20 protein-coding genes and 1 pseudogene are annotated in these 21100 nt (G+C 64.9%); 10 read left to right on the top strand and 11 right to left on the bottom strand.

Going from position 1 to position 21100, the window contains the following annotated elements:
• Window positions 1–3: 3 nt before the first annotated feature.
• The 6 genes from U741_RS0105700 to U741_RS18275 form a co-directional block, all read right to left on the bottom strand.
• A complete protein-coding gene (locus U741_RS0105700) occupies window positions 4–918 on the bottom strand; it encodes a crotonase/enoyl-CoA hydratase family protein (RefSeq protein ID WP_029889520.1) in 915 nt (304 codons plus the stop codon).
• A gap of 116 nt (window positions 919–1034) precedes the next feature.
• Complete coding sequence (locus tag U741_RS0105695) at window positions 1035–1808, bottom strand: crotonase/enoyl-CoA hydratase family protein (protein ID WP_029889519.1); 774 nt, start codon at window positions 1806–1808, stop codon at window positions 1035–1037.
• Complete coding sequence (locus U741_RS0105690) at window positions 1805–2788, bottom strand: fatty acid desaturase family protein (protein WP_029889518.1); 984 nt, start codon at window positions 2786–2788, stop codon at window positions 1805–1807. Before U741_RS0105690 ends, U741_RS0105695 begins: the two co-directional genes overlap by 4 nt.
• Window positions 2785–3639, bottom strand: coding sequence for a PaaX family transcriptional regulator C-terminal domain-containing protein (locus U741_RS0105685; RefSeq protein WP_084154680.1), 855 nt, complete (start codon window positions 3637–3639; stop codon window positions 2785–2787). Before U741_RS0105685 ends, U741_RS0105690 begins: the two co-directional genes overlap by 4 nt.
• Window positions 3640–3816: 177 nt before the next feature.
• Entirely contained in the window at window positions 3817–4728 is a 912-nt protein-coding gene (locus tag U741_RS0105680) for a hypothetical protein (RefSeq protein WP_152551506.1), read from the bottom strand.
• Between the two features lie 104 nt (window positions 4729–4832).
• Window positions 4833–5522 carry a lysophospholipid acyltransferase family protein gene (locus U741_RS18275; RefSeq protein ID WP_052378533.1) on the bottom strand — a complete coding sequence of 230 codons (690 nt, stop codon included), beginning with the start codon at window positions 5520–5522 and terminating at the stop codon, window positions 4833–4835.
• A gap of 77 nt (window positions 5523–5599) precedes the next feature.
• Between U741_RS18275 and U741_RS0105670 the strand changes: the two genes are divergently transcribed.
• Together U741_RS0105670 and U741_RS0105665 are read left to right on the top strand one after the other, a co-directional pair.
• On the top strand, window positions 5600–6547 hold the full coding sequence (locus tag U741_RS0105670; protein ID WP_052378532.1) for an alpha/beta fold hydrolase: 948 nt from the start codon (window positions 5600–5602) through the stop codon (window positions 6545–6547).
• Complete coding sequence (locus U741_RS0105665; protein ID WP_029889513.1) at window positions 6544–7059, top strand: DUF2939 domain-containing protein; 516 nt, start codon at window positions 6544–6546, stop codon at window positions 7057–7059. Before U741_RS0105670 ends, U741_RS0105665 begins: the two co-directional genes overlap by 4 nt.
• A gap of 47 nt (window positions 7060–7106) precedes the next feature.
• Here the strand turns inward: U741_RS0105665 and U741_RS0105660 are convergent, their stop codons facing one another.
• On the bottom strand, window positions 7107–7427 hold the full coding sequence (locus U741_RS0105660; protein ID WP_029889512.1) for a high-potential iron-sulfur protein: 321 nt from the start codon (window positions 7425–7427) through the stop codon (window positions 7107–7109).
• Window positions 7428–7658: 231 nt separating this feature from the next.
• On the opposite strand from U741_RS0105660, the gene U741_RS0105655 reads away from it, so the two are divergent.
• The 5 genes from U741_RS0105655 (at window position 7659) to U741_RS0105635 (ending at window position 13823) form a co-directional block, all read left to right on the top strand.
• The gene (locus U741_RS0105655) at window positions 7659–8609 is read left to right on the top strand and encodes an SPFH domain-containing protein (RefSeq protein ID WP_029889511.1); all 951 of its coding nucleotides are present in this window, start codon (window positions 7659–7661) and stop codon (window positions 8607–8609) included.
• Window positions 8610–8612: 3 nt separating this feature from the next.
• Window positions 8613–9044 carry an NfeD family protein gene (locus tag U741_RS0105650; RefSeq protein WP_029889510.1) on the top strand — a complete coding sequence of 144 codons (432 nt, stop codon included), beginning with the start codon at window positions 8613–8615 and terminating at the stop codon, window positions 9042–9044.
• An 84-nt stretch (window positions 9045–9128) separates the two neighbouring features.
• A complete protein-coding gene (locus U741_RS0105645; RefSeq protein WP_029889509.1) occupies window positions 9129–12758 on the top strand; it encodes a class I SAM-dependent DNA methyltransferase in 3630 nt (1209 codons plus the stop codon).
• A gap of 1 nt (window position 12759) precedes the next feature.
• Window positions 12760–13587: a hypothetical protein gene (locus U741_RS0105640; protein WP_029889508.1), complete on the top strand. Its 828-nt coding sequence runs from the start codon at window positions 12760–12762 to the stop codon at window positions 13585–13587.
• Between the two features lie 23 nt (window positions 13588–13610).
• Window positions 13611–13823, top strand: coding sequence for a type II toxin-antitoxin system HicB family antitoxin (locus U741_RS0105635; protein ID WP_029889507.1), 213 nt, complete (start codon window positions 13611–13613; stop codon window positions 13821–13823).
• Here the strand turns inward: U741_RS0105635 and U741_RS17705 are convergent.
• Both U741_RS17705 and U741_RS0105625 read right to left on the bottom strand, forming a co-directional pair.
• Window positions 13824–14036 (bottom strand): annotated as a pseudogene (locus U741_RS17705) (type II toxin-antitoxin system RelE/ParE family toxin); the annotation flags it as partial. It lies immediately after the preceding gene.
• A gap of 89 nt (window positions 14037–14125) precedes the next feature.
• The gene (locus tag U741_RS0105625; protein ID WP_029889506.1) at window positions 14126–14365 is read right to left on the bottom strand and encodes an addiction module protein; all 240 of its coding nucleotides are present in this window, start codon (window positions 14363–14365) and stop codon (window positions 14126–14128) included.
• 412 nt (window positions 14366–14777) lie between these two features.
• Between U741_RS0105625 and U741_RS17700 the strand changes: the two genes are divergently transcribed.
• The 3 genes from U741_RS17700 (at window position 14778) to U741_RS0105610 (ending at window position 19335) form a co-directional block, all read left to right on the top strand.
• On the top strand, window positions 14778–15386 hold the full coding sequence (locus U741_RS17700) for an inorganic diphosphatase (protein ID WP_152551505.1): 609 nt from the start codon (window positions 14778–14780) through the stop codon (window positions 15384–15386).
• 85 nt (window positions 15387–15471) lie between these two features.
• Window positions 15472–18285, top strand: a complete 2814-nt coding sequence (locus tag U741_RS0105615) for a TonB-dependent receptor (RefSeq protein ID WP_084154678.1) — start codon at window positions 15472–15474, stop codon at window positions 18283–18285.
• 297 nt (window positions 18286–18582) lie between these two features.
• Window positions 18583–19335 carry an SDR family NAD(P)-dependent oxidoreductase gene (locus U741_RS0105610; RefSeq protein ID WP_029889503.1) on the top strand — a complete coding sequence of 251 codons (753 nt, stop codon included), beginning with the start codon at window positions 18583–18585 and terminating at the stop codon, window positions 19333–19335.
• Window positions 19336–19396: 61 nt separating this feature from the next.
• Here the strand turns inward: U741_RS0105610 and gpmA are convergent, their stop codons facing one another.
• Both gpmA and U741_RS0105600 read right to left on the bottom strand, forming a co-directional pair.
• On the bottom strand, window positions 19397–20149 hold the full coding sequence (gpmA, locus tag U741_RS0105605) for a 2,3-diphosphoglycerate-dependent phosphoglycerate mutase (RefSeq protein ID WP_029889502.1): 753 nt from the start codon (window positions 20147–20149) through the stop codon (window positions 19397–19399).
• A gap of 35 nt (window positions 20150–20184) precedes the next feature.
• The gene (locus U741_RS0105600) at window positions 20185–21081 is read right to left on the bottom strand and encodes an alpha/beta hydrolase (RefSeq protein WP_043110205.1); all 897 of its coding nucleotides are present in this window, start codon (window positions 21079–21081) and stop codon (window positions 20185–20187) included.
• Between the last annotated feature and the right edge of the window lie 19 nt (window positions 21082–21100).

The following is a 21100-nucleotide window of genomic DNA, read 5'->3' as shown; positions in this document are numbered from 1 at the left end:
GGATCAGCCTTTGAACGTGGAAAGCCCGAAGTCACCAAACGGTTCGTCGCGCTCGCGCACCGCCTGCTTGAACCCGGCCTCGGCAGCGCGCTGCTGAAAGGCGTAGCCCTCGGCGGTGTGGCGGGTGATGCCGTCAAACACCGTGCCCAGCACCTGGGTGGAGTGCAGGCCCTGCTGCATGACGCTCTGGTTGAGCAGCAGCTTCATCATCACCAGTTGGTTGATGGGCATGCGGGCGATGCGCGCCAGCAGCGCTGCGAAGCGCTCGTCAAGCTCATCTGCGGGTGCCGACTCGATGGCCAGGCCCCATTCCTTCGCCTCCTTGCCCGACAGGCAATCGCCGGTGAACAGCAGCCGCTTGGCCTTTTCCAGGCCGATTCGGTGAACCCACAGCGACGTGGTGGGCGAGCCCCAGACCCGCGCCGGCGGATAGCCGATCTTGGCGTCGTCGGCAATCACCAGCAGGTCGGAGCACAGCGCCATGTCGGTGCCGCCAGCCACGCAGAATCCGTGCACCTTGCAGACCACCGGCTTCTCGCTGTGAAACAGGCTCATGAAGCCCTTCACATTGCGCGACATCATCGCGTAGTCGGTCATCGGGTCCCAGGTGCGGGACGGGTTGTGATTGGCGGCGATCACCGCCGGGTCCAGCGGCGACCCGGCCTGCCCGGCGTCGCCGAAGGCCTGCGCGCCCATCTGCTCGGCCGACTGCAGCAGGTCGTAGCCGCCGCAGAAGCCGGTGCCGTTGCCGGCCAGCGCGATCACGTGCACCGCCGCGTCGAGATTGGCGCGCTCCACACAGGCTGACAGTTCGCGCGGCAGGTCCTGGGTGATGGCGTTGCCGCGCTGCGGGCGGTTGAGCGTGATCCGGGCAATGCGGCCGGTCACGGCGTAGGTCATCGTGTTCAGGGTGTCCATGGGGTCAATCTCGTTGCGACGCTTGGGTGGGGTTGGGGTCGGTCATCAAGCCGATGTTGCGCCTTGCCGGTCGGGTTGAGGCCACGCCTACGGGCCGGCCTGTGACCGTCATCGCCTCAAAACTGACCATGACGCCCGCTGCCATCCCGAAACCGGCTGGCACCGGCAACGGTCTCGCCGGCTTCAAGCGCCGCGAGGCCGTGCTGAAACTCGTTGGCGATCGCGACGCCTTCGATCTGGCCCCATTGCGCGCAGGCACTCAAGCGATCGCCGCGCAGGCAGGTCTGCGGAAATCCGCACAACTGTTCGGCCAGTTCCAGCGCGGCGTTCAAGGCCTCCCCGGCAGGTACGACGCGATTGGCCAGACCGAAACGCAGCGCTTCGGCCGCATCCACCGGGCGCCCTGTGAGGATCAGGTCCATCGCCCGGCTGTGCCCGATCAGGCGCGGCAGACGCACCGTGCCGCCGTCGATCAGCGGCACACCAAAACGCCGACAGAACACGCCGAACACGGCGTTGTCGGCTGCCACGCGCAGGTCGCACCAGCAGGCCAGTTCCAGCCCGCCAGCCACGGCGTGGCCTTCGACGGCGGCGATCACCGGCTTGCTGAGCTGCATGCGACTGGGGCCCATGGGGCCGTCGCCTTCGACCTCGATGCGGTTGACCCGATCAGGCACGCCGCTGGCCACCGCCTTCAGGTCGGCCCCGGCACAGAACGCGTCCCCGGCACCGGTCAGAATCGCCACGCGCAAGTCGGCATCGGCCTCGAAGGTACGGAACGCTGCCACCAAGGCATCGGCAGTCGGGCGGTCGACGCAGTTGCGGACCTCGGCTCGGTTGATCGTGACGATCCAGACTGCACCGCGTCGCTCGGTGAGGACCGTGCTCATCGCGCAGCGCCCGCTGTGGCAGCGCGCCAAACACCGAGATAGGTCGGCGGCTCGGCGACCACACCGCGTGCACGCAACAGCCGGTGCAGCGTCGGCAGGCGATAGCAGGGCACGGCGGCCATCAGGTGATGGTCCTGGTGGTAGTGCACGTTCAGCGGCGCCAGGGTGAGTCGCGCCAGCCAGCCTGCACGGGTGGTGCGGGTGTTGCGGCGCACGTCGGGGTCGCGGTCCATCGCCGCGTGCTCGGCAATCGCGCGCAGGCGGATGAACAGACTGAAGGTCGTCAGATAGGCCACCGCCCAGGCGAGGTAGGTCCAGCCGATGCCCAGTGTCATCAGCACCGCCAGCATCAAAAGGTTGGTGAGCACGAAGCCACTCATGTGCCGCACGCCGCTGCGCAGGTAATCGGTCCAGCGGCGGCCGTCCTGCGGCAGACGCTCGACCTCGGCGGCCACGGTGTAGCGAAACACGCCGATGTCCATCAGAAACTGCGCGGCGAGACGCCGCAGGCCGGTGAGGCCCAGCAGGTCGCGGATCACCCGCTTGCGCAGGGCGCGACGCGATCCCGGATACGGTCGGTTCAGCGACCGATCGGGGTCAGCATCGCTGCCGGTGTGGGCGTGGTGTTTCAGGTGGTGGGCGCGGTAGCGCGGCACGTCCTGCCAGACCCAGCGCGCGCCCAGCCAATCACCCAGAAAATCCCCCAGCCGCTCGTTGCGGCACAAGGTGCGGTGCGCGGCCTCGTGACCCAGCACCGCCAGCGCGTGCTGACGCCCGCCGAGCAGCACCACCACGGCGATGAACACCAGCGGATTCGGAAACAGCGCCAGCAGCGCGAAGCAGGCTGCGATGCTGGCCCAGAGGCCGGCGGTGACGGCGACGCCGGCCAGATCAGAACGCCGCGTCAGCGCCGCCAGTTCCTCGGGCGTGAACACGGCTCGGGGGCGAAACGGCGGTTCGGTCACGGCACTCGGACTCATGGCGCGCTCCTCAGGGATTCGGCAGCAAATACGGGGCGGGTTCGGGAACTGCGGCGTCCGCTGGATGCAGCCGTTTGGCTGCCAAGCAGATGCTGCCAACACGCATGGCCCAGCCGGTCGTACTGCAGCACGGCGTCGGTGAAGGCGGCGCGTGCGGCGACGTCGACCAAGGGTTCCGGCAACAGCGGGTCGAAGACCAGCGTTCGGATCGCGGCGTCGCCGATCACGAAGGCTTCGCGGGCGGCCACATCGGGCGCCAGGGTCGCGGCGTGCGCCATCCACTGCTCCAGTTGTGCGCGCTGTTGTCGGTAATGGGCCGAACACGCGGCGCCGTCCCAAAGGGATTGGGCACGCTGCCGCAGCCCGTCGTCCAGTTCATGCATGCCGAAGACCAGCGCCTCGGCCGGCATGCCCAGTGCGTGCAGGCGGCTGCGCACGGCCGCCACGCCGCCGCGCAGATTGTCGGGGCGCACATGCAGACCGGGCTGCAATTCGCGCAGGCCCAGCAAGCCGAAGGCACGTTCGCGTTGGCGCAGCACGCTGCGGTCACTGCGGCTCAGGGCGGCGGTGTGCACGGCAACCCAGTGGCCTGACCACGGCACCACCCGTGCCTCGCCGGAGCGCCAGCGTTTCACGTCGGCGGCGAGGCTCTGCCCGGCAGGGCCCAGGTGATAGGCGCCGCGCCCAAAGGCTTCGATCAGATGCTGGCTGGACAGCCGCGCCAGCGCCACCCGCACGCTGTTTTCGGTAAAGCCCATCAACTGCCCGGCCGCGACGGCCTCACGCGTGGAAAGCACGCCGCGATCGGCGGCGAGCAACAGCTTGAGAACGAGGCGTCGGGGGTTGAGCATTTGTTACATGATTTTGCGATCTACGCTAATCATCGACACATTACGCTTTTTTGCGGCACGTGCAACCGCCCGCTCGCGAGGGGGCGGCCACACGCGCGAGACGGCCCGTGCACGGCACGAACCGGTCGATGAACGGGGGTTGACCTTCACCACCGCGCCGGGCGCGGGATGGGCGCCTCAGTCGATGAGTGCTGCCTCACCGGCCAGGCGGCTTTCCTGAAAGCGCATCAGCCGCTTGAACAGGCGATCCGGGTCCACCCCCAGGGTCTCGAATGAGCTGGCGATGGGTTCGAGCATGCCGACCATGCCGCTGCGGGTCAGGTCGTAGCACTCGTGAAACTGGTCGGGGTTGAAGCCCAGGTCCACCGCGTGGTCGCGGCTCTTTTTGACGTGCGTGGCTTCGTCGCGACGAATGTGTTTGATCAGCCGCGCGAAGCCTTCAATCTTGTTGACCTTGGCCGAGCCCAGCAGCGCGCTGAGCGAGATGCACACGCCCGAGTCCAGTCCGGTGAGCCGCGCAAAGTGTGTGGGCACGTCACGGCTGGCCACGCGCATGAACAAACGCCGGGTGCGGCGGCGTATGGCGTCGATGTCGTCGGGCACCGGCAAGTGGCTGCGCGCGGCGTGAATCAGCCAGGCATGGACGCGCTCTTCGGTTTCGATTTCGCGCAGCGCCTGGTGATCGGCGGCAATCTGCGCGTCGCTGAGCCGGTGGCACTCGTGGTGAAACACGTTGACCGCCGACTCTTCGGCACAGACCAGAATCGCCAAAATTCTCGACACGGCGAGTTGCGATTCATCGTCAACGCCGCGCAGCAAGGTCTCGCGCGTGGCCGCGTCATCGGCGTAGGCGGTGAGCATGGCGCTGGCGCGGTCGTGCGAGCCGGCATCCCAGGTCAGGTCGGCCAGCAGGGCAGCGGGATGCTGTGCGCCACTGTCGGAATCGGGCTTCGGGTAGCCGAAGCAAAAGGGCGTGAAGTCGGGGGTTTCGGTCAGCCGCGCGTTAACGCCGGGGGCCACGGCAGGCCCGGTCTCGGCCTCGATAGCTGCAAGCTGCTCGGCAAAACTGGCTTCAAAATCATCCCGCATGAACCGCTCCACTGGGGCCGCAAGGGCCGTAAACATTGACTGATGATAGGTCAGGCGGCTGACGGCCCCAAGTGTCGGGCTTGCCGGCCGCACTGGCGCGCCAGTCAATCGGGCGCCGTGTCGGCCAATACGGCCACCTGATCATTCAGACGCAACAATGACTGCTCGACCTGCTTGCGCACCGCGTCCATCTGCTCGTCGCTGGCGCCATTGGGCACGGTGAACGGTCCGTCCCAGCCATAGGCCAGCGTGGTGAACGGTGACGGCACGATCATCCGGTCCCACGATTTGAGCCGTTTGTGGCGCTTGGCGTGGTAGCTCATGGCGATGATCGGCAAGCCGGTGAGCCGCGCGGCGGCCACCACACCGGCCTGCACCTCGTAAATGGGGCCGCGCGGGCCATCCGGGGTGATGCCCAGGTCGGCGCCCTGTTTGGCAGCACGCAGCATCTCGCGCAAGGCCTGTGTGCCGCCGCGACTGGACGAGCCGCGAATGCAGTCAACGCCCAGGTTCTGCATGGTCATGGCCGCCAGCGTGCCGTCGCGCGAGGCGCTGGCCAGCGGCCGAAAGACGCGGCCCTTGGGCGCATGTGCGACGTAACCCATGGGTCCGACAATGTTGCGGTTGTGCCACGCAACCATGATGAAGCGCTGGCCACTGGCAAAATAATGCTCGAGCAGCGCCCGGTTGTGAAACCGTTTGCGGCTGCTGACGTAAATGAACCGCGTCAGGGTGGCAAGGCACCACCCGAGCATGCGGGCTTTGAGCGTGATCGGTGCGATATCGGTCGACATGGATAACTTTTTAGACGGTTCGGGCGAGCGACGACATCGCGATCATGCCGCCCACTCGGTGAACGGGAGCATAGGCAATGCTGGGATACGGGGTACTCGGGCTCATCGGACTATTGGTGGGCATGGCGCTGTTCAGCCTGTGGGGTCAAAGCCGTATCGAGCGCGACCTGCCGCCCATCGGCGAGTTCATCACCGTCGATGGCGTGCGACTGCATTACGTGGATCGCGGACGCGGCCAGCCCATCATTCTGATGCACGGTGCCAGCTCCAACCTGCGCGATTTTGCCAGCAGCATTCTCGACGACCTTGCCAACGACTACCGGGTGCTGGCTTTCGACCGACCGGGTCACGGCTACAGCCAGCGCATGCCCGGTGACTGGGCCGACCCGGCGGTTGTCATGGACCTGATCCTGCGCGCCAGCACCCAGCTGGGTGCCGAGCAACCCATCGTGCTGGGGCACTCCTGGTCCGGCTCACTGGTGATGAGTGCGCTGGTCGAATACCCGGACCGCATTCGTGGCGGCGTGTCGCTGGCCGGCGTGGCCGGTCACTGGGCCGGCTCGGTGGGCTGGACTTACGACGTCGGCCAACTGCCCATCGTCGGGCCGCTGTTTGCCTGGACGGTGGTCTACCCGGTGGGTCGTGACCGGCTCACCGAGGCGGTGACCGGTGTGCTGGCGCCCGATCCCGTGCCACCCGGCTATGTGGACGGCATCGGCGCCATGCTGGCGCTGCGCCCGCGGCCCTTTCTCGACAACGTCGAAGACATGACGCGGCTCAACGAATACATGCAAAACCTCAGCCCGCGCTACGACCAGATCACCCAGCCGTTGCTGCTGATCCATGGCGAGGCCGATACCCTGGTGCCGTTCTGGAACCACGGACGGCGCGTGCTGCCGGTGGTCAAGCACGCCGAAGTGGTGATGATTCCCGGCGCGGGTCATGCACCGCATCATGCCCATCCCGATGCCGTCACCCGCGCCATTCGCCAGGCCTTTCCACCCACCGTGCAGACTTCGCCATGAAAATCCTTTTCGCCGTGTTTCTTGCCCTCGCGGGCGGACTGGTGTTCGCGCAGCCGTACTACACCGCCTACCAGATGCGTGAGTCGGCCGACCAGCGCGACCACGAGCGGCTGGCCAGCTTCATCGACTTCCCGGCCGTGCGCGACAGCCTCAAGGCACAGGGCGGCAAGCTGGCGCAGCGGCGCGTCGAGCAGGAAATTGGCAGCGGCCCGCTGGCAGAACTCGGCGGCGCCGTGGGCGGCATGTTCAGCGACCGAATGATTGAGGCCGCAGTCACACCCGAAAGCCTTGCGCGGCTGATGGAGCAAGACCCCCGCAACGATTCTGGGCCGTCCGAAAACGGCGAGCCAGCCTCAAGCGCCGGAGCGCAAGACGACCCCGACGTGCGCCTGGGGTACACCGCGTGGGACCGTTTCGTGGTCGACGTCGACGATGACGACAAGACCACGCGCATGGTGTTGGCGCGACAGGGGCTGGCCTGGAAGCTCGTGGCGGTCGAACTGCCGGAGTAGGTGCCGGGGTCAATGCCGGCCTCACGCAGAGGCCGGCTCAGACTCGATCAGGCCGGCGCCCACACTTTGCACCAGCCCGCCTTGGCGACAAGTTTGCCGCCCACGGCACGGCACGGCGCGAATCCGTCCGCCTCGTCGGCCGTCACGTAGAGCGCGCAATTGCCGCAGTTGTTGCCCGACTTGAATCGGGGATTGGCCTCGGCATCCACTTTTGACGCGTCCTCAAGGTAGGCAAGTGACTTTGCGATGGGCTCGTCCTCCGCAAGTTTTGCGGGCGCCTGCGCCAAAACGGTGACCGGAATGCCGGCAAGCGCGGCGGCGCCACAGGCCTTCAAAAACGCTCGACGTTGCAGGGTGTTAATCGACATGGCAATCCTCAGCTGTGATGAATAACGGGGGCGTGCTTCGACACGGGCGTTGCACACATCCGCGAGCCAGGTTCCATGCCGATTGGGTCGGCACATCGAGGGCGCGAGGACGACGGAAATACGGACGTCACCCCTGGGTGGACGCAACTTCCATGCCGCAAGACGCCTGCGTGCTCGTGCTCAGGCACACTCCGCTCCACATTGCGCGCCGCGCATTCGGGGAGTGGAGCGATGGGCATGGCATCGATACTGACGTTGGCGTTTCTGGTGTTCGTCGTGGTCACGCTCTACAAAGGCGTGGTCACCGTGCCGCAGAGCATGGAGTTCACCGTTGAGCGCTTCGGCAAATATCGCGGCACCTTCGGGCCCGGCCTGCACTGGCTGATCCCGTACGTTGACCGCGTGGCGCGCAAGATGCCGATGATGGAGCAGGTGCTCGACGTGCCCACCCAAGAGGTCATCACCAAAGACAACGCCATGGTGGCGGTCGACGGCGTGGTGTTTTACCAGGTGCTGGATGCCGCCAAGGCCGCCTACGAAATCCACAACCTCGAATACGCGGTGGCGCAGTTGGCACAGACCAACCTGCGCACGGTGATGGGCTCGATGGACCTCGACCAGCTGCTCAGCCAGCGTGACTCGATCAACAGCCATCTGCTCACCGTCATCGACGAGGCCACCACGCCGTGGGGCCTGAAGGTGACGCGCGTCGAGGTCAAGGACATTCGCCCGCCGCAGAATCTGGTCGATGCCATGGCCCGGCAGATGAAGGCCGAGCGCGAAAAGCGCGCCAACATTCTCGATGCCGAGGGCTTTCGCGCTGCAGCGATTCTGAAAGCCGAGGGCGAGCGCCAGGCGCAGATTCTGGCCGCCGAGGCCGAGAAGCAGCAGCAGATTCTGGAAGCCGAAGGCCGCAAGGAAGCCGCCTTCCGCGATGCCGAAGCCCGCGAACGTCAGGCCGAAGCCGAAGCCAGGGCCACCACCATGGTCAGCGAGGCCATCGCCAAGGGTGACATTCAGGCCATCAACTACTTTGTCGCCACCAAATACGTCGAGGCGCTCACCGTCATCGGCGCCGCGCCCAACCAGAAACTGGTGCTGATGCCGCTGGAAGCCAGCAGCGTGATCGGCGCCATCGGCGGCATCGCCGAACTCGCCAAGTCGGTCAACAAGGCGGACTAAGCCATGACCGAGATCGTCTTCTGGCATTGGTGGGTGGCCGGCCTGCTGCTGCTGGCGCTGGAGGCCTTCTTTCCGGGCGCCGTGTTCCTGTGGATGGGCGTCGCGGCCATGGCCACAGGGCTGGTGTCGTGGGCGGTGCCAGGCCTCGGTTGGCAGTGGGAACTGGCGCTGTTCAGCGCCCTGGCCATCGCCAGCTTCTTTGCCTACAAACGCTTTCGTCCGGCCGCCAAACCCACCGATCAGCCGCACCTCAACCGCCGTGGCGCGGCCTACATCGGGCGTCGCCTGACCCTGGACACGACCATCGTCAACGGCGTGTCGCGCATCCGCATCGATGACACCCAGTGGCGCATCACCGGCCCCGACCTGCCCGCCGGCACCGCAGTGGTGGTCAAAGCCATTGATGGCGCCACCTTGGTTGTCGAGCCGGCCTGAGCCGATTGGGGCGCGTGCCCGTCAGGTCGATGGCCGAGCACACGCCATCGGCCTGAACCCGCATCGCCCGGCCTACAATCGGCCATGACCGCCGACATCGAAACCTTCATCACCCGCTGGCAATCCACGGGTGGCAGCGAGCGCGCCAACTACCAACTGTTTCTCACCGAACTCTGCGCCGCGCTGGACCTGCCGCAGCCTGACCCGGCGCAGGACGACACCCGCGACAACGCCTACGTGTTCGAGCGCCGCGTCACCTTTCGTCATGGCGACGGCAGCAGCTCGCAGGGTTTCATCGACCTGTACCGTCGCGGCTGCTTCATCGGCGAAGCCAAAAAGGTCAAAAAGAACGAGGGCAGAGCCTTCGACGACGCCCTGCTGCGCGCCCGCAGCCAGGCCGAGAACTACGCCCGCGCGCTGCCCGCCAGCGAAGGCCGCCCACCATTTTTGATGGTGGTGGACGTGGGTCACGTCATCGAGCTGTACGCCGAGTTCAGCCAAAGCGGCGCCACCTACACACCGTTCCCCGACCCGCGCAGCCACCGCATTCGCCTCAGCGACCTGCGCCAACCCGAAATCCAGCAACGCCTGCGGCAACTTTGGCTGGAGCCGCTGGAGCTGAACCCCGCGCGTCGCACCGCCGCCGTCACCCGGCAAATTGCCGCACAACTGGCGCTCATCGCCCGCGCGCTGGAGGCCGACCAACACCCGCCGCAAGCCGTGGCCGGGTTTCTCACCCGCTGCATCTTCACGTTCTTCGCCGAAGACGTGGGCTTGCTGCCGCAGCGCAGCTTCACCGAACTGCTGGAAACCCTGAGCCAGGCGCCCGAGCAGTTCGTGCCGCTGGTGGCCGACCTGTGGCAAACCATGGACCGGGGCGGCTTCTCGGTGCTGCTGCGCAAAGAACTGCTGCGCTTCAACGGCAAGCTGTTCAAATCGCCCGACGTATTGCCACTCAAGCGGGCGCAGATTGACTTGCTCATCGAGGCCGGCAAGGCCGACTGGACGCAGGTGGAACCCGCCATCATCGGCACCCTGCTGGAACGCGCGCTGGAACCGCGCGAACGCCACAAGCTGGGCGCCCACTACACCCCGCGCGCCTACGTGGAGCGGCTGGTGCTGCCCACCGTCATCGAGCCGCTGCGGGAAGACTGGCAGCTGGCCCAGGCCACCGCGCTCACCCTGGCGAAAGAAGGTGACACCAAGAACGCGCTCAAGGCCCTGCGCCAGTTTCACCAACACCTGTGCAACGTGCGCGTGCTCGACCCCGCCTGCGGCAGCGGCAACTTTTTGTACGTGACCCTGGAGCACCTCAAGCGGCTCGAAGGCGAAGTGCTCAACCAAATGGAGTCGCTCGGCGCCAGCCAAAGCTTCGAGACCGAAGGGCTCACCGTTGACCCGCACCAGTTTTTGGGGCTGGAAGTAAACCCCCGCGCCGCCGCGCTGGCCGAGCTGGTGCTGTGGATTGGTTACCTGCAGTGGCACTTCCGCACCCGCAAAGACGCCACCCCGCCGCTGCCCGTGCTCAAAGACTTTCGCACCATCGAATGCCGCGACGCCGTGCTGGATTACGACAGCGTGGACTTTGTGGTCGACGAGCACGGCAAACCCGTCACCCGCTGGGATGGCCGCAGCTTCAAAAAGCATCCAGTGACCGGCGAAGACGTGCCCGATGAAGCCGCACAGACGCCGCAGGAGCGGTACCTGAACCCGCGCAAGGCTGTGTGGCCCGAGGCGGAGTTTGTGGTGGGCAATCCGCCGTTTATCGGTGCCTCCCGCATGCGCGATGCGCTGGGCGACGGCTACACCGAAGCCCTGCGCAACACCTGGCCCCACGTGCCCGAAAGCAGCGACTTCGTCATGTACTGGTGGCACCACGCCGCCGAACTCACCCGCGCCGGCGCGCTGCGCCAGTTTGGCCTGATCACCACCAACAGCATTCGCCAAACCTTCAATCGGCGGGTGATTGAGCAACACCTCAATCCCGTCATTCCCGCGAAGGCGGGAATCCAGGCGGCGCGCGCAGCGCGGCGTACGGCCACCGAGGAAACGACCGAAAAGCTGGATTCCCGCCTGCGCGGGAATGACGGCGCTGCTTTGGTGCTGACCTTTGCCGTCCCCGACCACCCCTGGGTGGACAGCGGCGATGGCGCCGCCGTGCGGATTGCCATGACCGTGGGCGCGGCCCCCGGCGCTGACGCGCCGCCCTCTCCCCCAACCCCTCTCCCGCGTGCGGGAGAGGGTGGCCGAAGGCTGGGAGAGGGCGCGGCCACCGGCCGCGTGCTGCGCGTGCTCAAGGAAACCGGGGAGCGCGAGGCGGAGGGCATGCGAGCTGAGTTTGCTAGCCAATGTGGCGCCATTAACGCTGATCTCTCCGTTGGCGCCGACGTGGCCGGGGCGAAGCAACTGATCAGCAGTAAAGGGGTGAGCGTGCGGGGGCTCGTGCTAATGGGGGCAGGCTTTGTCGTTAACGAAAGTCAAGCCAGAGAGTTAGGACTCTCCAGAGCCGGCCATGAATCAATCATTCGCCCCTTTCGGAACGGACGAGACCTGACCGAGCGGCCAAGAAACGTCTATGTGATTGATGCTTTCGGATTGTCGGAAAATGTCTTGCGCAGCCAATTTCCAGCGATCTTTCAATGGCTGCATTCAAGAGTGAAGCCCGAGCGAGACCTCAACCCTCGAAAGGGGCGCCGAGAAAACTGGTGGCTTTTTGGCGAACCAAATCCTCGATTGAGGGAGAGCCAAGCAGGGTTGCAGCGCTACATCGCCACCGTTATGACGGCAAAGCATCGAATTTTCCTATTCGTGGATCGAGAGATCGCAGCTGATCAAGGCCTGGTGTCAATCGCACTTGATGACGGAGCCTCGCATGGGACGCTATCGAGCCGAGTTCACGCGGCATGGGCACTGGCATCGGGCGGCAGACTGGGGATGGGGAACGACTCGCGATACAACAACTCCCGCTGCTTCGAAACCTTCCCCTTCCCCAATCTCAACCCCGATCAGTCGACCCGCATCGGCAAACTCGCCGAAGCCATCGACCGTCACCGCAAGCAGCAGCAGGCGGCGCATCCCAACCTGACGCTCACCGGCTGCTACAACGTGCTCGAAGCGCTGCGCCAGCAGCGGCCGCTCACTGCCAAGGAAAAAGTCATCCACGAACAGGGCCTGGTGAGCGTGCTCGCCAGCCTGCACGACGACCTCGACCGTGAAGTGCTGGCCGCCTACGGCTGGGGCGACCTGGCCCCCGACCTGGTCGGCAAGCCCGGCGGCACCACGCCCTTCGCCGAACCCGACGACGCGCAAGCCGCCGCGCAGGCCGAGCTGCTGAACCGGCTGGTCGCCCTCAACACCGAGCGTGCAGCGGAAGAAGCGCGCGGCCATATCCGCTGGCTGCGGCCCGAGTTCCAGAACCCGCAGGGCGGCACCGCGAACACCCAGATCGAAGCCGATATGGACGTCGAAGACGACAGCCCCGCGCCCGTGGTGGCGCCGATCAAACGCCAGCCCTGGCCGCCAGAACTGCCCGCCCAGGTACGCAGCGTCGCCGACGTGCTCACCGCCGCCCGCGTTCCGCTCAGCCTTGAGGCCATCGCGGCCTGCTTCACCGGAAAAGGCCCGTGGAAAAAACGCCTGCCGCAAATCCTCGACACCCTGGAAGCGCTGGGGCGCATCAAGCCCGAAGGCGCGGGTTATCGGGCGGTGAATTGAAATGGAAACCCCCGAGGGGCTCAGCCCAGAATCTCGCTTTCTCGAGTTTCTGACGGGTGTGGCAAAACTTACCGTCACGGCATCGCTGATGGGGGACGTGGTGCGAGACGCCATGCGACAGACCCAAAAACTTGATGCCAATCTTGATCAGGAAACGTTGGCGCTCACGGGAGGGTCTTCAGCGGGTTACAGCTTCAGCTTTTCCAGTGCAAACGATGGCCAACCCATCAGCGCAGGAATGATCGAGCACAACACTGATGACACGCTTCGAGAACTTGCCCTTGCCGGCATCTTCGCTCAGTCGTGGCTGCTCGCGACGGCATACGAGCTGTATGAAAACCTGCTGTTTGACTTGCATGCGACGGCAGAACGCCAACTGATTTGCTCGCTGGTAGCGAACAACTCTGAGCGCAGCAAAAAGCCCGAAAAAATCCTCAAATCATTCCGTGAGACTCTGCCCGGCATGCGCATCAGGGAAGAGCGATATCGCAATGGCATCGATCTGTCGCTGGTACCTGCAGCGGCGGCTGCATTGAGGCATAGGATCGTCCATCGTCAAGGAACGACTGAAGATCGACATGAGGTTGCAAAGGACGTGGTTGAGCGATGCCAACAGGCTGGCGTCTCGCGAACTAAGCGCATTGCCTTGGAATTTATTGCGCCATATTTCGGCTCAGGCGACCATCAACACACGGTTGTCATGGCCCGTCGCCCAATTAGAATCGAACAGCTTCGGGCCTACTTTGTGCCGCTAGATGATCTGCTAAAGCTGCTGGCCGCACAGGGACACCTGATCGCCACCCTTCTGGAACAAAAGATCAACAGCTAGTTCAGCCCATTTGGAATACCCCAATGCGCTACGCCATCGTCATCGAAAAAGTCGCCGACAACTATTCGGCCTACGTGCCCGATCTGCCGGGCTGCGTCGCCACCGGCAGTAGCGAGGCGGAAGTGGAGGCGGAGATTCGCGTCGCCATCGGCTTCCATCTGGAAGGCATGCGGGAAGACGGCATCGTCATTCCACCACCCTCAAGCCGTGTCGATTACGTCGACATTGCGGCTTGATCAGCCAGGGTTTCCGGTGCGCCGATGACGCCAGTATCTCGGCGCACGGTGGCAGTGCATGACGGCCACAACGAGAATATGGTCCGGCTCGATGGTGTAGAGCACCGCATACGGAAAGCGCTTTGCCAGGCAGCGGCGCACGTCCTGCTCGAAGACTGCGTAGGTCTCGGGGTGATCGGCAAGGCTGTTGATGACCCCTTCCACCTGCTCGACGAAGCGGAGTCCAAGTCCGGGCTGCTGCGTCGCCTAGTACTGCGCTGCCTCCTGAAATTCCGACAGCGCTTCAGGATGAAACTCGACCCTCACCGGGGCAGCGTGACGGCTTCACGAACTTTTGCAAAGGCGTCTGCTGCCGGCACTGTCGCCACGCGGCCATCCCGCACCTCATCCCTGCGACGCAGGGCTTCAGAGGCCCAAAGTGCCTGCTGGGCGTGATCATTGACCGGATCAAGGCTCTCGATCAGACGGTCGACCAACGCCGCTCTGACCTCGCTGGGGAGCGCCAGAACCGCTGCGGTCAGATGTTCAGTCGAAAGGTTCATGTGACAAGACTGCGCCGCGAACAGTCCGGCCTCAAGACACGGCGACACCGTTGGAGCAACCCGCCCGGCACGAGAGATGCGCTCTCGCTAGCCCTCATCGCTTGCGCTGAACCTCGGCGCCTACGGGGTCGGAAGCCTTCCGACGCCGGGCGGATCACCGCCCCACGGTAGCCGAAACACGCGGGCATGACCGTCGCCTTCCGCTGCGTGGCGGGCGGCCCGAGAGCCGGACAAGTCGCATCATCCGCAATCAGCGGCCGGCCCCGACTCCGTCACACCGGAATGAGCGGCGCGCGGCGCGGTCACAAAAACACAATCACGCCGTCATAAAAAGATAACCCCGCGTGCCTAGCCTTCCGGCATGCACATTGGCTTACGACTCGGGGGCGCGACGCGCTCTGCCTGCGCGGTAATGGGATTGACGCTGGCGCCGCAGGTGCCAAGCCTCGGCGCTCAGATGCCCCACCCGTTCTCGGTGGCCCAGCCGGCCACCGCGCCCGAAGAGTTTCTGGCGCTGATCGAGATCCCCCAGGGCAGCTTCACCAAGTACGAGATCGATCCCGCCAGCGGCCATGTGATGGTCGATCGCTTTCAGAGCATGGCCGTGCGCTACCCGGCCAACTACGGCGCCGTGCCGTCCAGCCTCGGGGATGACGGCGACGCGCTGGATGTGCTGGTGCTGACCCGCGAGCCGATCGTGCCCGGCGCACTGATCCGGGTGCGACCGATTGGCATGCTGAACATGGTTGATGGCGGTGAAGGCGACGAGAAGATCATTGCAGTACCGACCTCTGCCGTGGACCCCCACTACGACGCCTTCCGGGACATCGATGACCTGGCGGTGATCGAGCGCCAGGCAATCGAAGAGTTTTTCAACGTCTATAAAAACCTGCCCAAGGGACGCAAGGCCGTGGTGACGTCCGGCTTTGGCAACCGTGACGCGGCGATGACGCTGCTCCGTAGCGCGATCAGGGCCCATTCGAATCCGTCAACACCCGACGCAGACGGTACCGCCCGATAGCCGGGCATTACGGCCGGGCAGCGCCACCTCGAATCGCTCGCCGCCCGGACACCAACACGATCCATTTCAGATCAGGGGACATGAGATGCGCTATTCCAGTTATCACGCCGGCTTGATCGCCGCCTTTCTGGCGACCACGCCCTACTTTGTGCAGGCGCAGGATGTGGCCCGCAGCGGCTCGGTGCAGGGTACGGTTCGTGCCGCCGACACCGGCCGGCCACTGGTTGGCGCCCGGGTGCAGGTGGTTGGCAGCGAAACCTCGGTGGTCACCGATGAGGCCGGGCGCTTCGTGCTGACCGGTCTGCCGACCGGCGCGGTCGTGCTCGACGTTCGCTATGAAGGCAACGACAGCGAACGCGTCGATGCCACGGTGACCGCCGGTGCCCGTACCGATCTGGACATCGCGGTGGGTGCAGAGCCGACCGCCGTGGACAACATTGTGGTGCGCTCGCAGCGCATCGCCCTGAACGATTCGCTGAACCGGTACCGCACCAGCGACAGCATCAGCAACTACCTGTCGGCCGACGACACCGGTCAGTTTGTGGACCAGAACGTGGCCGAAAACCTGCAGCGTCTGCCGGGCATCTCGATCACCCGCGACCAGGGCGAAGGGCGGTTCGTGTCGGTGCGCGGCGTCAATGCCAATCTCAGCACCGTGACCATCAACGGCATGCGCATCGGCACACCGGAAGCGGGTGATCGCGCGGTACCGCTGGACGTGATTCCCTCGGGCTCGGTCGATCTGCTGGAAGTGACCAAGATTCCGACGCCGGACATGCCGGGCGATGCCATTGGCGGCGCCATCGACGTGCGGTCCGGCTCGCCGTTTGATGCCGACCGTGACAACCCCTTCCGGGTGCGTGCCGAGGCGGAGTACAGCGAGCTGAACGACGAGATCAACCCGGATCTGCGCGTCAACTACGACCAGGTGGTGAGCTTCGGCTCGGGTACCGACAATCTGGGCATCTCGATTGGCGCCAACTACGTCAACCGCGACTTCGAGTCGGACAACATCGAGGGAGCCTACGACTTCATCACCGATCAGGCCGGCAACGAGCAGTTCGCACTGATCGAGACCCAGCAGCGCAAATACTTTGTCGAACGTGAGCGCCTTGGCGCCAACGTCAATCTTGAATACCGCCCGACCTTCGACGATTCGGTGTTTTTCAACATGCTGTACAGCGAGTTCACCGACGCCGAGGAGCGTCAGCGCAGCATCGTGGTGTTTGAAGACGGCACCCTCACCAACTTCGACGGCGTGAATGGCACTTACGAGGGCATCGAGCCGGATTCATTCCGTCGTCGCACCCGCTTCCGCACCAAGGAGCAGGACACCGTGGCGGCATCGATCGGCGCCGAACACATTCGCGGCGACTGGACGATGGATTACCGGCTGGGTCACTCGATCACCCGCGAGCGCGTGCCCGACGAGCGCGAGGGCCGCTTTGAATATGACCTGGGGCCACTGGATGCCACGTTCACGCAAGGCAGGGGGATTCCCACGTTCGAGATCCTGTCGGCTGGCGCGCCAGACACGACCTACTTGCGCAATGCCAACTACCTGTTGGACCGAGTGGTACTGGAACCGATTGCCGTTGACGATAACGACACCACCCTGAGTTTCAATGCCGAACGTGACCGGGCGTTCGGGATTGACGGCTTGGTGATGAAGGCCGGTCTTGACTATCGGCTCAAGTCAAAGGATTCGAATGTCGACGAGACAGAACTGCGCGACGTCGCCGCCGTGATTCTTGACGACTTCACCACCGGCGCGCCCAGCTATCCGTTCGGAGACATCGGCGACGGCATAAACGGCCGTGCCTTCCAGGGTTTCTTCGCCGCCAACCGGAATCAATTCAACGAGCGGCCTCAGGATGTACAGGAGAATCTCGAACTGAACTCGGCCGAGGACTTCACCGCCGACGAGAACGTTCTGGCGGGGTACGTCATGGGCACCGTCGAGTGGTCGCGCTGGAAGCTGATCACCGGGGTGCGCGTCGAGCAGACCGACTATTCGGCCGATGGCAACCAGCTTGAGTTCGACGTCAACGGTGACCTGACACTGAATCCGCGCAGTGTTGATTCGGACTACACCAACGTGTTGCCGGCGGTGCATCTGCGCTATGAGCCCAGCGACACGGTGGTGATGCGGGCGGCATGGTCCAACACCATCGCCAGACCGAGCTTCTCCGATATTTCGCCGCGCGCCAGCATCAATCGCGAGGACATGGAAGTGGAAGTCGGCAACCCGGAACTTGACCCCTTTGAGTCGATGAACCTCGATTTTCTGGTGGACTGGTATCCGGGCGGCGGGGCGGTACTGTCGGCCGGGGTGTTCTACAAGGACATCGACAACTTCGTGGCCGAGTTCACGACCGACAACGATCCCGAATTTGCGGGCTTTGAGGTCACCCGGCCGGTCAACAGCACTGAGGCCTCCATTGTCGGGTTCGAGTTCAACGTCGAGCAGCAGTTGGGCGCGTGGGTGCCGGCACTCAACGACTTCCTGGTGGGCGCCAACTTCACCTTCCTCGACACCGACCTGAAACTGGCCGAGCGTCAAGGCGAGTCGTTCTCGCTGCCGCAGTCGCCGGACGAGGTGGCCAACCTCTACATCGGCTACGAACGCGGCCGGTTCAGCGGTCGCCTGAGCTACTCGCAGCGCGGTGAGTTCATCGATGAAGTGGGTGACGACCGCAACTTCGACATCTTCGTTGAGCAGAGCAGCCAGCTTGATCTCACGGCGGCATATCGCCTGACCGATGCTTTCGATCTGCTGGCTGAAGCCCGCAATCTGGTCGACGACCCGCTTGAGCTGTATCAGGGCAGCCGGGCGAACACGCTGCAGTTCGAGGAATACGGACGCAGCTTCGCGCTGGGTATTCGCGGCCGCTTCTGAGCGTTGTGAACGCAGAGCAGTAGCAGCAACACCGAAGGCGCCGCAGGGCGCCTTCGGTGTTTTCGGTGGCGGCGCGGGCAACCCCAAGGTGGGGAGCGGCCGTCGCCCTCTGGCAGCGAGCGGATGTTGCGGATGTATGTCGCGCGGCAGGACTGGGGACGGTCTCATGTCGGCATTGAAGACGCGGCCCACGACGCTGGCGCGGAGCGGCGGGGGCTGGGGAACCCACGCACCGGCCCACGACGTCGCCAGTGTGCTTTTAGACTCTGCTCAAACCCCGTTCTCGGAGACCCCGACATGCTCGTCTTGATCACCGGTGCCAGTGCCGGTTTCGGCACCGCCATTGCCCGTCGTTATGTTGCCGAGGGCCATCGCGTGATCATCACCGGGCGCCGCGCTGAGCGCTTGCAGGCGCTGGCCGCCGAGTTGGGCGACAAGGCACACGTTGAGGTCTTCGACATTCGCGCTGCCGAGGCGGTGGCCAGCCTACCGCAGCGGCTGCCCGAGGCGTGGCAGGCCATCGACGTACTGGTGAACAACGCCGGTCTGGCGCTGGGTCTGGAACCTGCACAGCGCGCCGAGCTGGACGACTGGGAACGCATGGTCGACACCAACATCAAGGGGCTGATGCACATGACCCGCGCGGTGCTGCCGGGCATGGTGGCGCGCGGTCGGGGGCACGTGATCAACATTGGTTCGACGGCCGGAGAGTGGCCGTATCCCGGCGCCAATGTGTACGGCGCCAGCAAGGCGTTCGTGCGGCAGTTCTCGCTGAACCTGCGGGCCGATCTGTACCAGACGCCGATTCGCGTGACCAACATCGAGCCGGGTCTGGCCGGCGGCACGGAGTTTTCCAACGTGCGCTTTCACGGCGACGACGACAAAGCCGCGACGGTGTACGCCGACACCCAGCCGCTGTCCGCCGAGGATGTGGCCGAAGCGGTCTACTGGAGCAGCGCGCTGCCCGCACACGTCAATGTCAACACGCTGTCGCTGACGCCGGTGGTGCAGGGTTTTGGGCCGGTGGCCGTGCATCGCGGCAAGGCGTGACGCGACGTCTTCAGCTCGATACCGAATCTTGCGGTCGGGCTGAAGCCCAACCGCCATCGGCTCACGCCTTGGCCTTCGCCTGATTGGCCACCGCTTCGGCCGCGCGTTTGGCCGCCTCGGGGTCGCCCAGGTAGCGGTAGGACTGCACCTTGAGGGCGTCGTCCAGCTCGAACAGCAGCGGGATGCCGGTGGGGATGTTGATCTCCAAAATCTCGGCTTCGCTGACGTTGTTCAGGTACTTGTAGAGCGCGCGCAGCGAGTTGCCGTGGGCGGTGACCAGCACGGTCTTGCCGGCTTTCAGGTCGGGCGCGATGTGGTCATGCCAGTAAGGCAGCACGCGCACCAGGGTGGTGGCCAGTGACTCGGTGCCGGGCAGCGCGCTGGCGTCCAGTGACTGATAACGCCGGTCCTGTGCCGGGTGGCCGGGGTCGTCAGCGGCCATCTCGGGCGGCGGAATGTCGTAGCTGCGGCGCCAGATCTTGACCTGTTCTTCGCCGTGCTTGGCGGTGGTTTCAGCCTTGTCCAGACCCTGCAGCGCGCCGTAGTGACGCTCGTTAAGGCGCCAGCTCTTGTGCGTCGGCACCCAGAGCTGGTCCATCGCGTCCAGCGCCATCCAGCACGTGCGCAGCGCGCGGGTCAACACCGAGGTGTAAGCGACGTCGAAGTGCAGGCCTTCGGCTTTCATCAACTCGCCGCCGGCGCGGGCCTCGGCGCGGCCCTGCTCGGTGAGGTCAACATCGACCCAGCCAGTGAAGCGGTTTTCGAGGTTCCACTGGCTTTGGCCGTGGCGCAGCAGCACGAGGCGACGGGTCATTCGCGGGTGTCCTTCAGCAATCGGGGGGCCGAATCTTACAGATCGATCGGCGTGGTTTGAACGCCCGGGCCGCGAACGCGCGGCGTTTCGTTGGCCCGCCGATTGATAAATTCGCTGATGTTGTCGAGCACGTCGGAGCGCCCACGCAGGGGCCGGGCAATGTTGGCGATGATCAGCCGGTGGCCCAGCTTGGGGTAAATGATGGTCTCGACGGCGCCGCCCGCATTGCCGACAGCCTGGGCGAGGTTACGGCTGTTCTTGACCCAGACGACGTCGTCGTCTTCACCGTGAATGAGCAGCAGCGGCGGGTTGCGTCCGTCGGCAAAGAAGATGGGCTGCGACTGCTCGAAGCGATCGGGCGGGCCAAACAGGTCGCGCAGGTCGGGCGCCGAGATCGGCATGAAATCGTAGGGGCCGGCCAGACCGATCATGCCGCGCAGCCATTGGCGAGAGCCGCCTTCGGCCTCCAGATACTTGCCGTTCATCGCGAGCATCGCCGCCATGTGGGCGCCGGACGAGTGCCCCATCACGAACAACTTGCCCGGGTCGCCGCCGTACTGGGCGACATTGTCATGGGCCCATTTGACCGCCTTGGCCGCATCTTCAACAAAGGCCGGGAAGCGCACCGCCGGGTATTTGCGGTAGTCGGCAATGACCGCCACATAGCCCCGCGAAGCCAGCGCTTCACCGACAAACTTGAACTCGTCCTTGGCGCCGTCGGTCCAGCGACCACCGTAGAAGAACACCACCACCGGCGCGTTATCGCTCTCGGTCGGGGTGTAGACATCGAGTCGCAGGCCACTGCCCTTCTGGTAAGGAAGGTTGGTGGCGACGGTGTAGCCGCTGTCGGGCGTGAAGGAATTGAGCGCCGCCGTGCCCGCGCAGGAACTGAGGCCCAAGGCCAGAATCACGGTCAAGATCAGTCTCTGCACAGCATCACCTCGTTAGCGA

This window comes from Polycyclovorans algicola TG408 (assembly GCF_000711245.1).
GTDB lineage: Bacteria > Pseudomonadota > Gammaproteobacteria > Nevskiales > Nevskiaceae > Polycyclovorans > Polycyclovorans algicola.
Note: the sequence above shows the minus strand (reverse complement) of the source record. Positions and strands in the feature narration are given on the sequence as shown.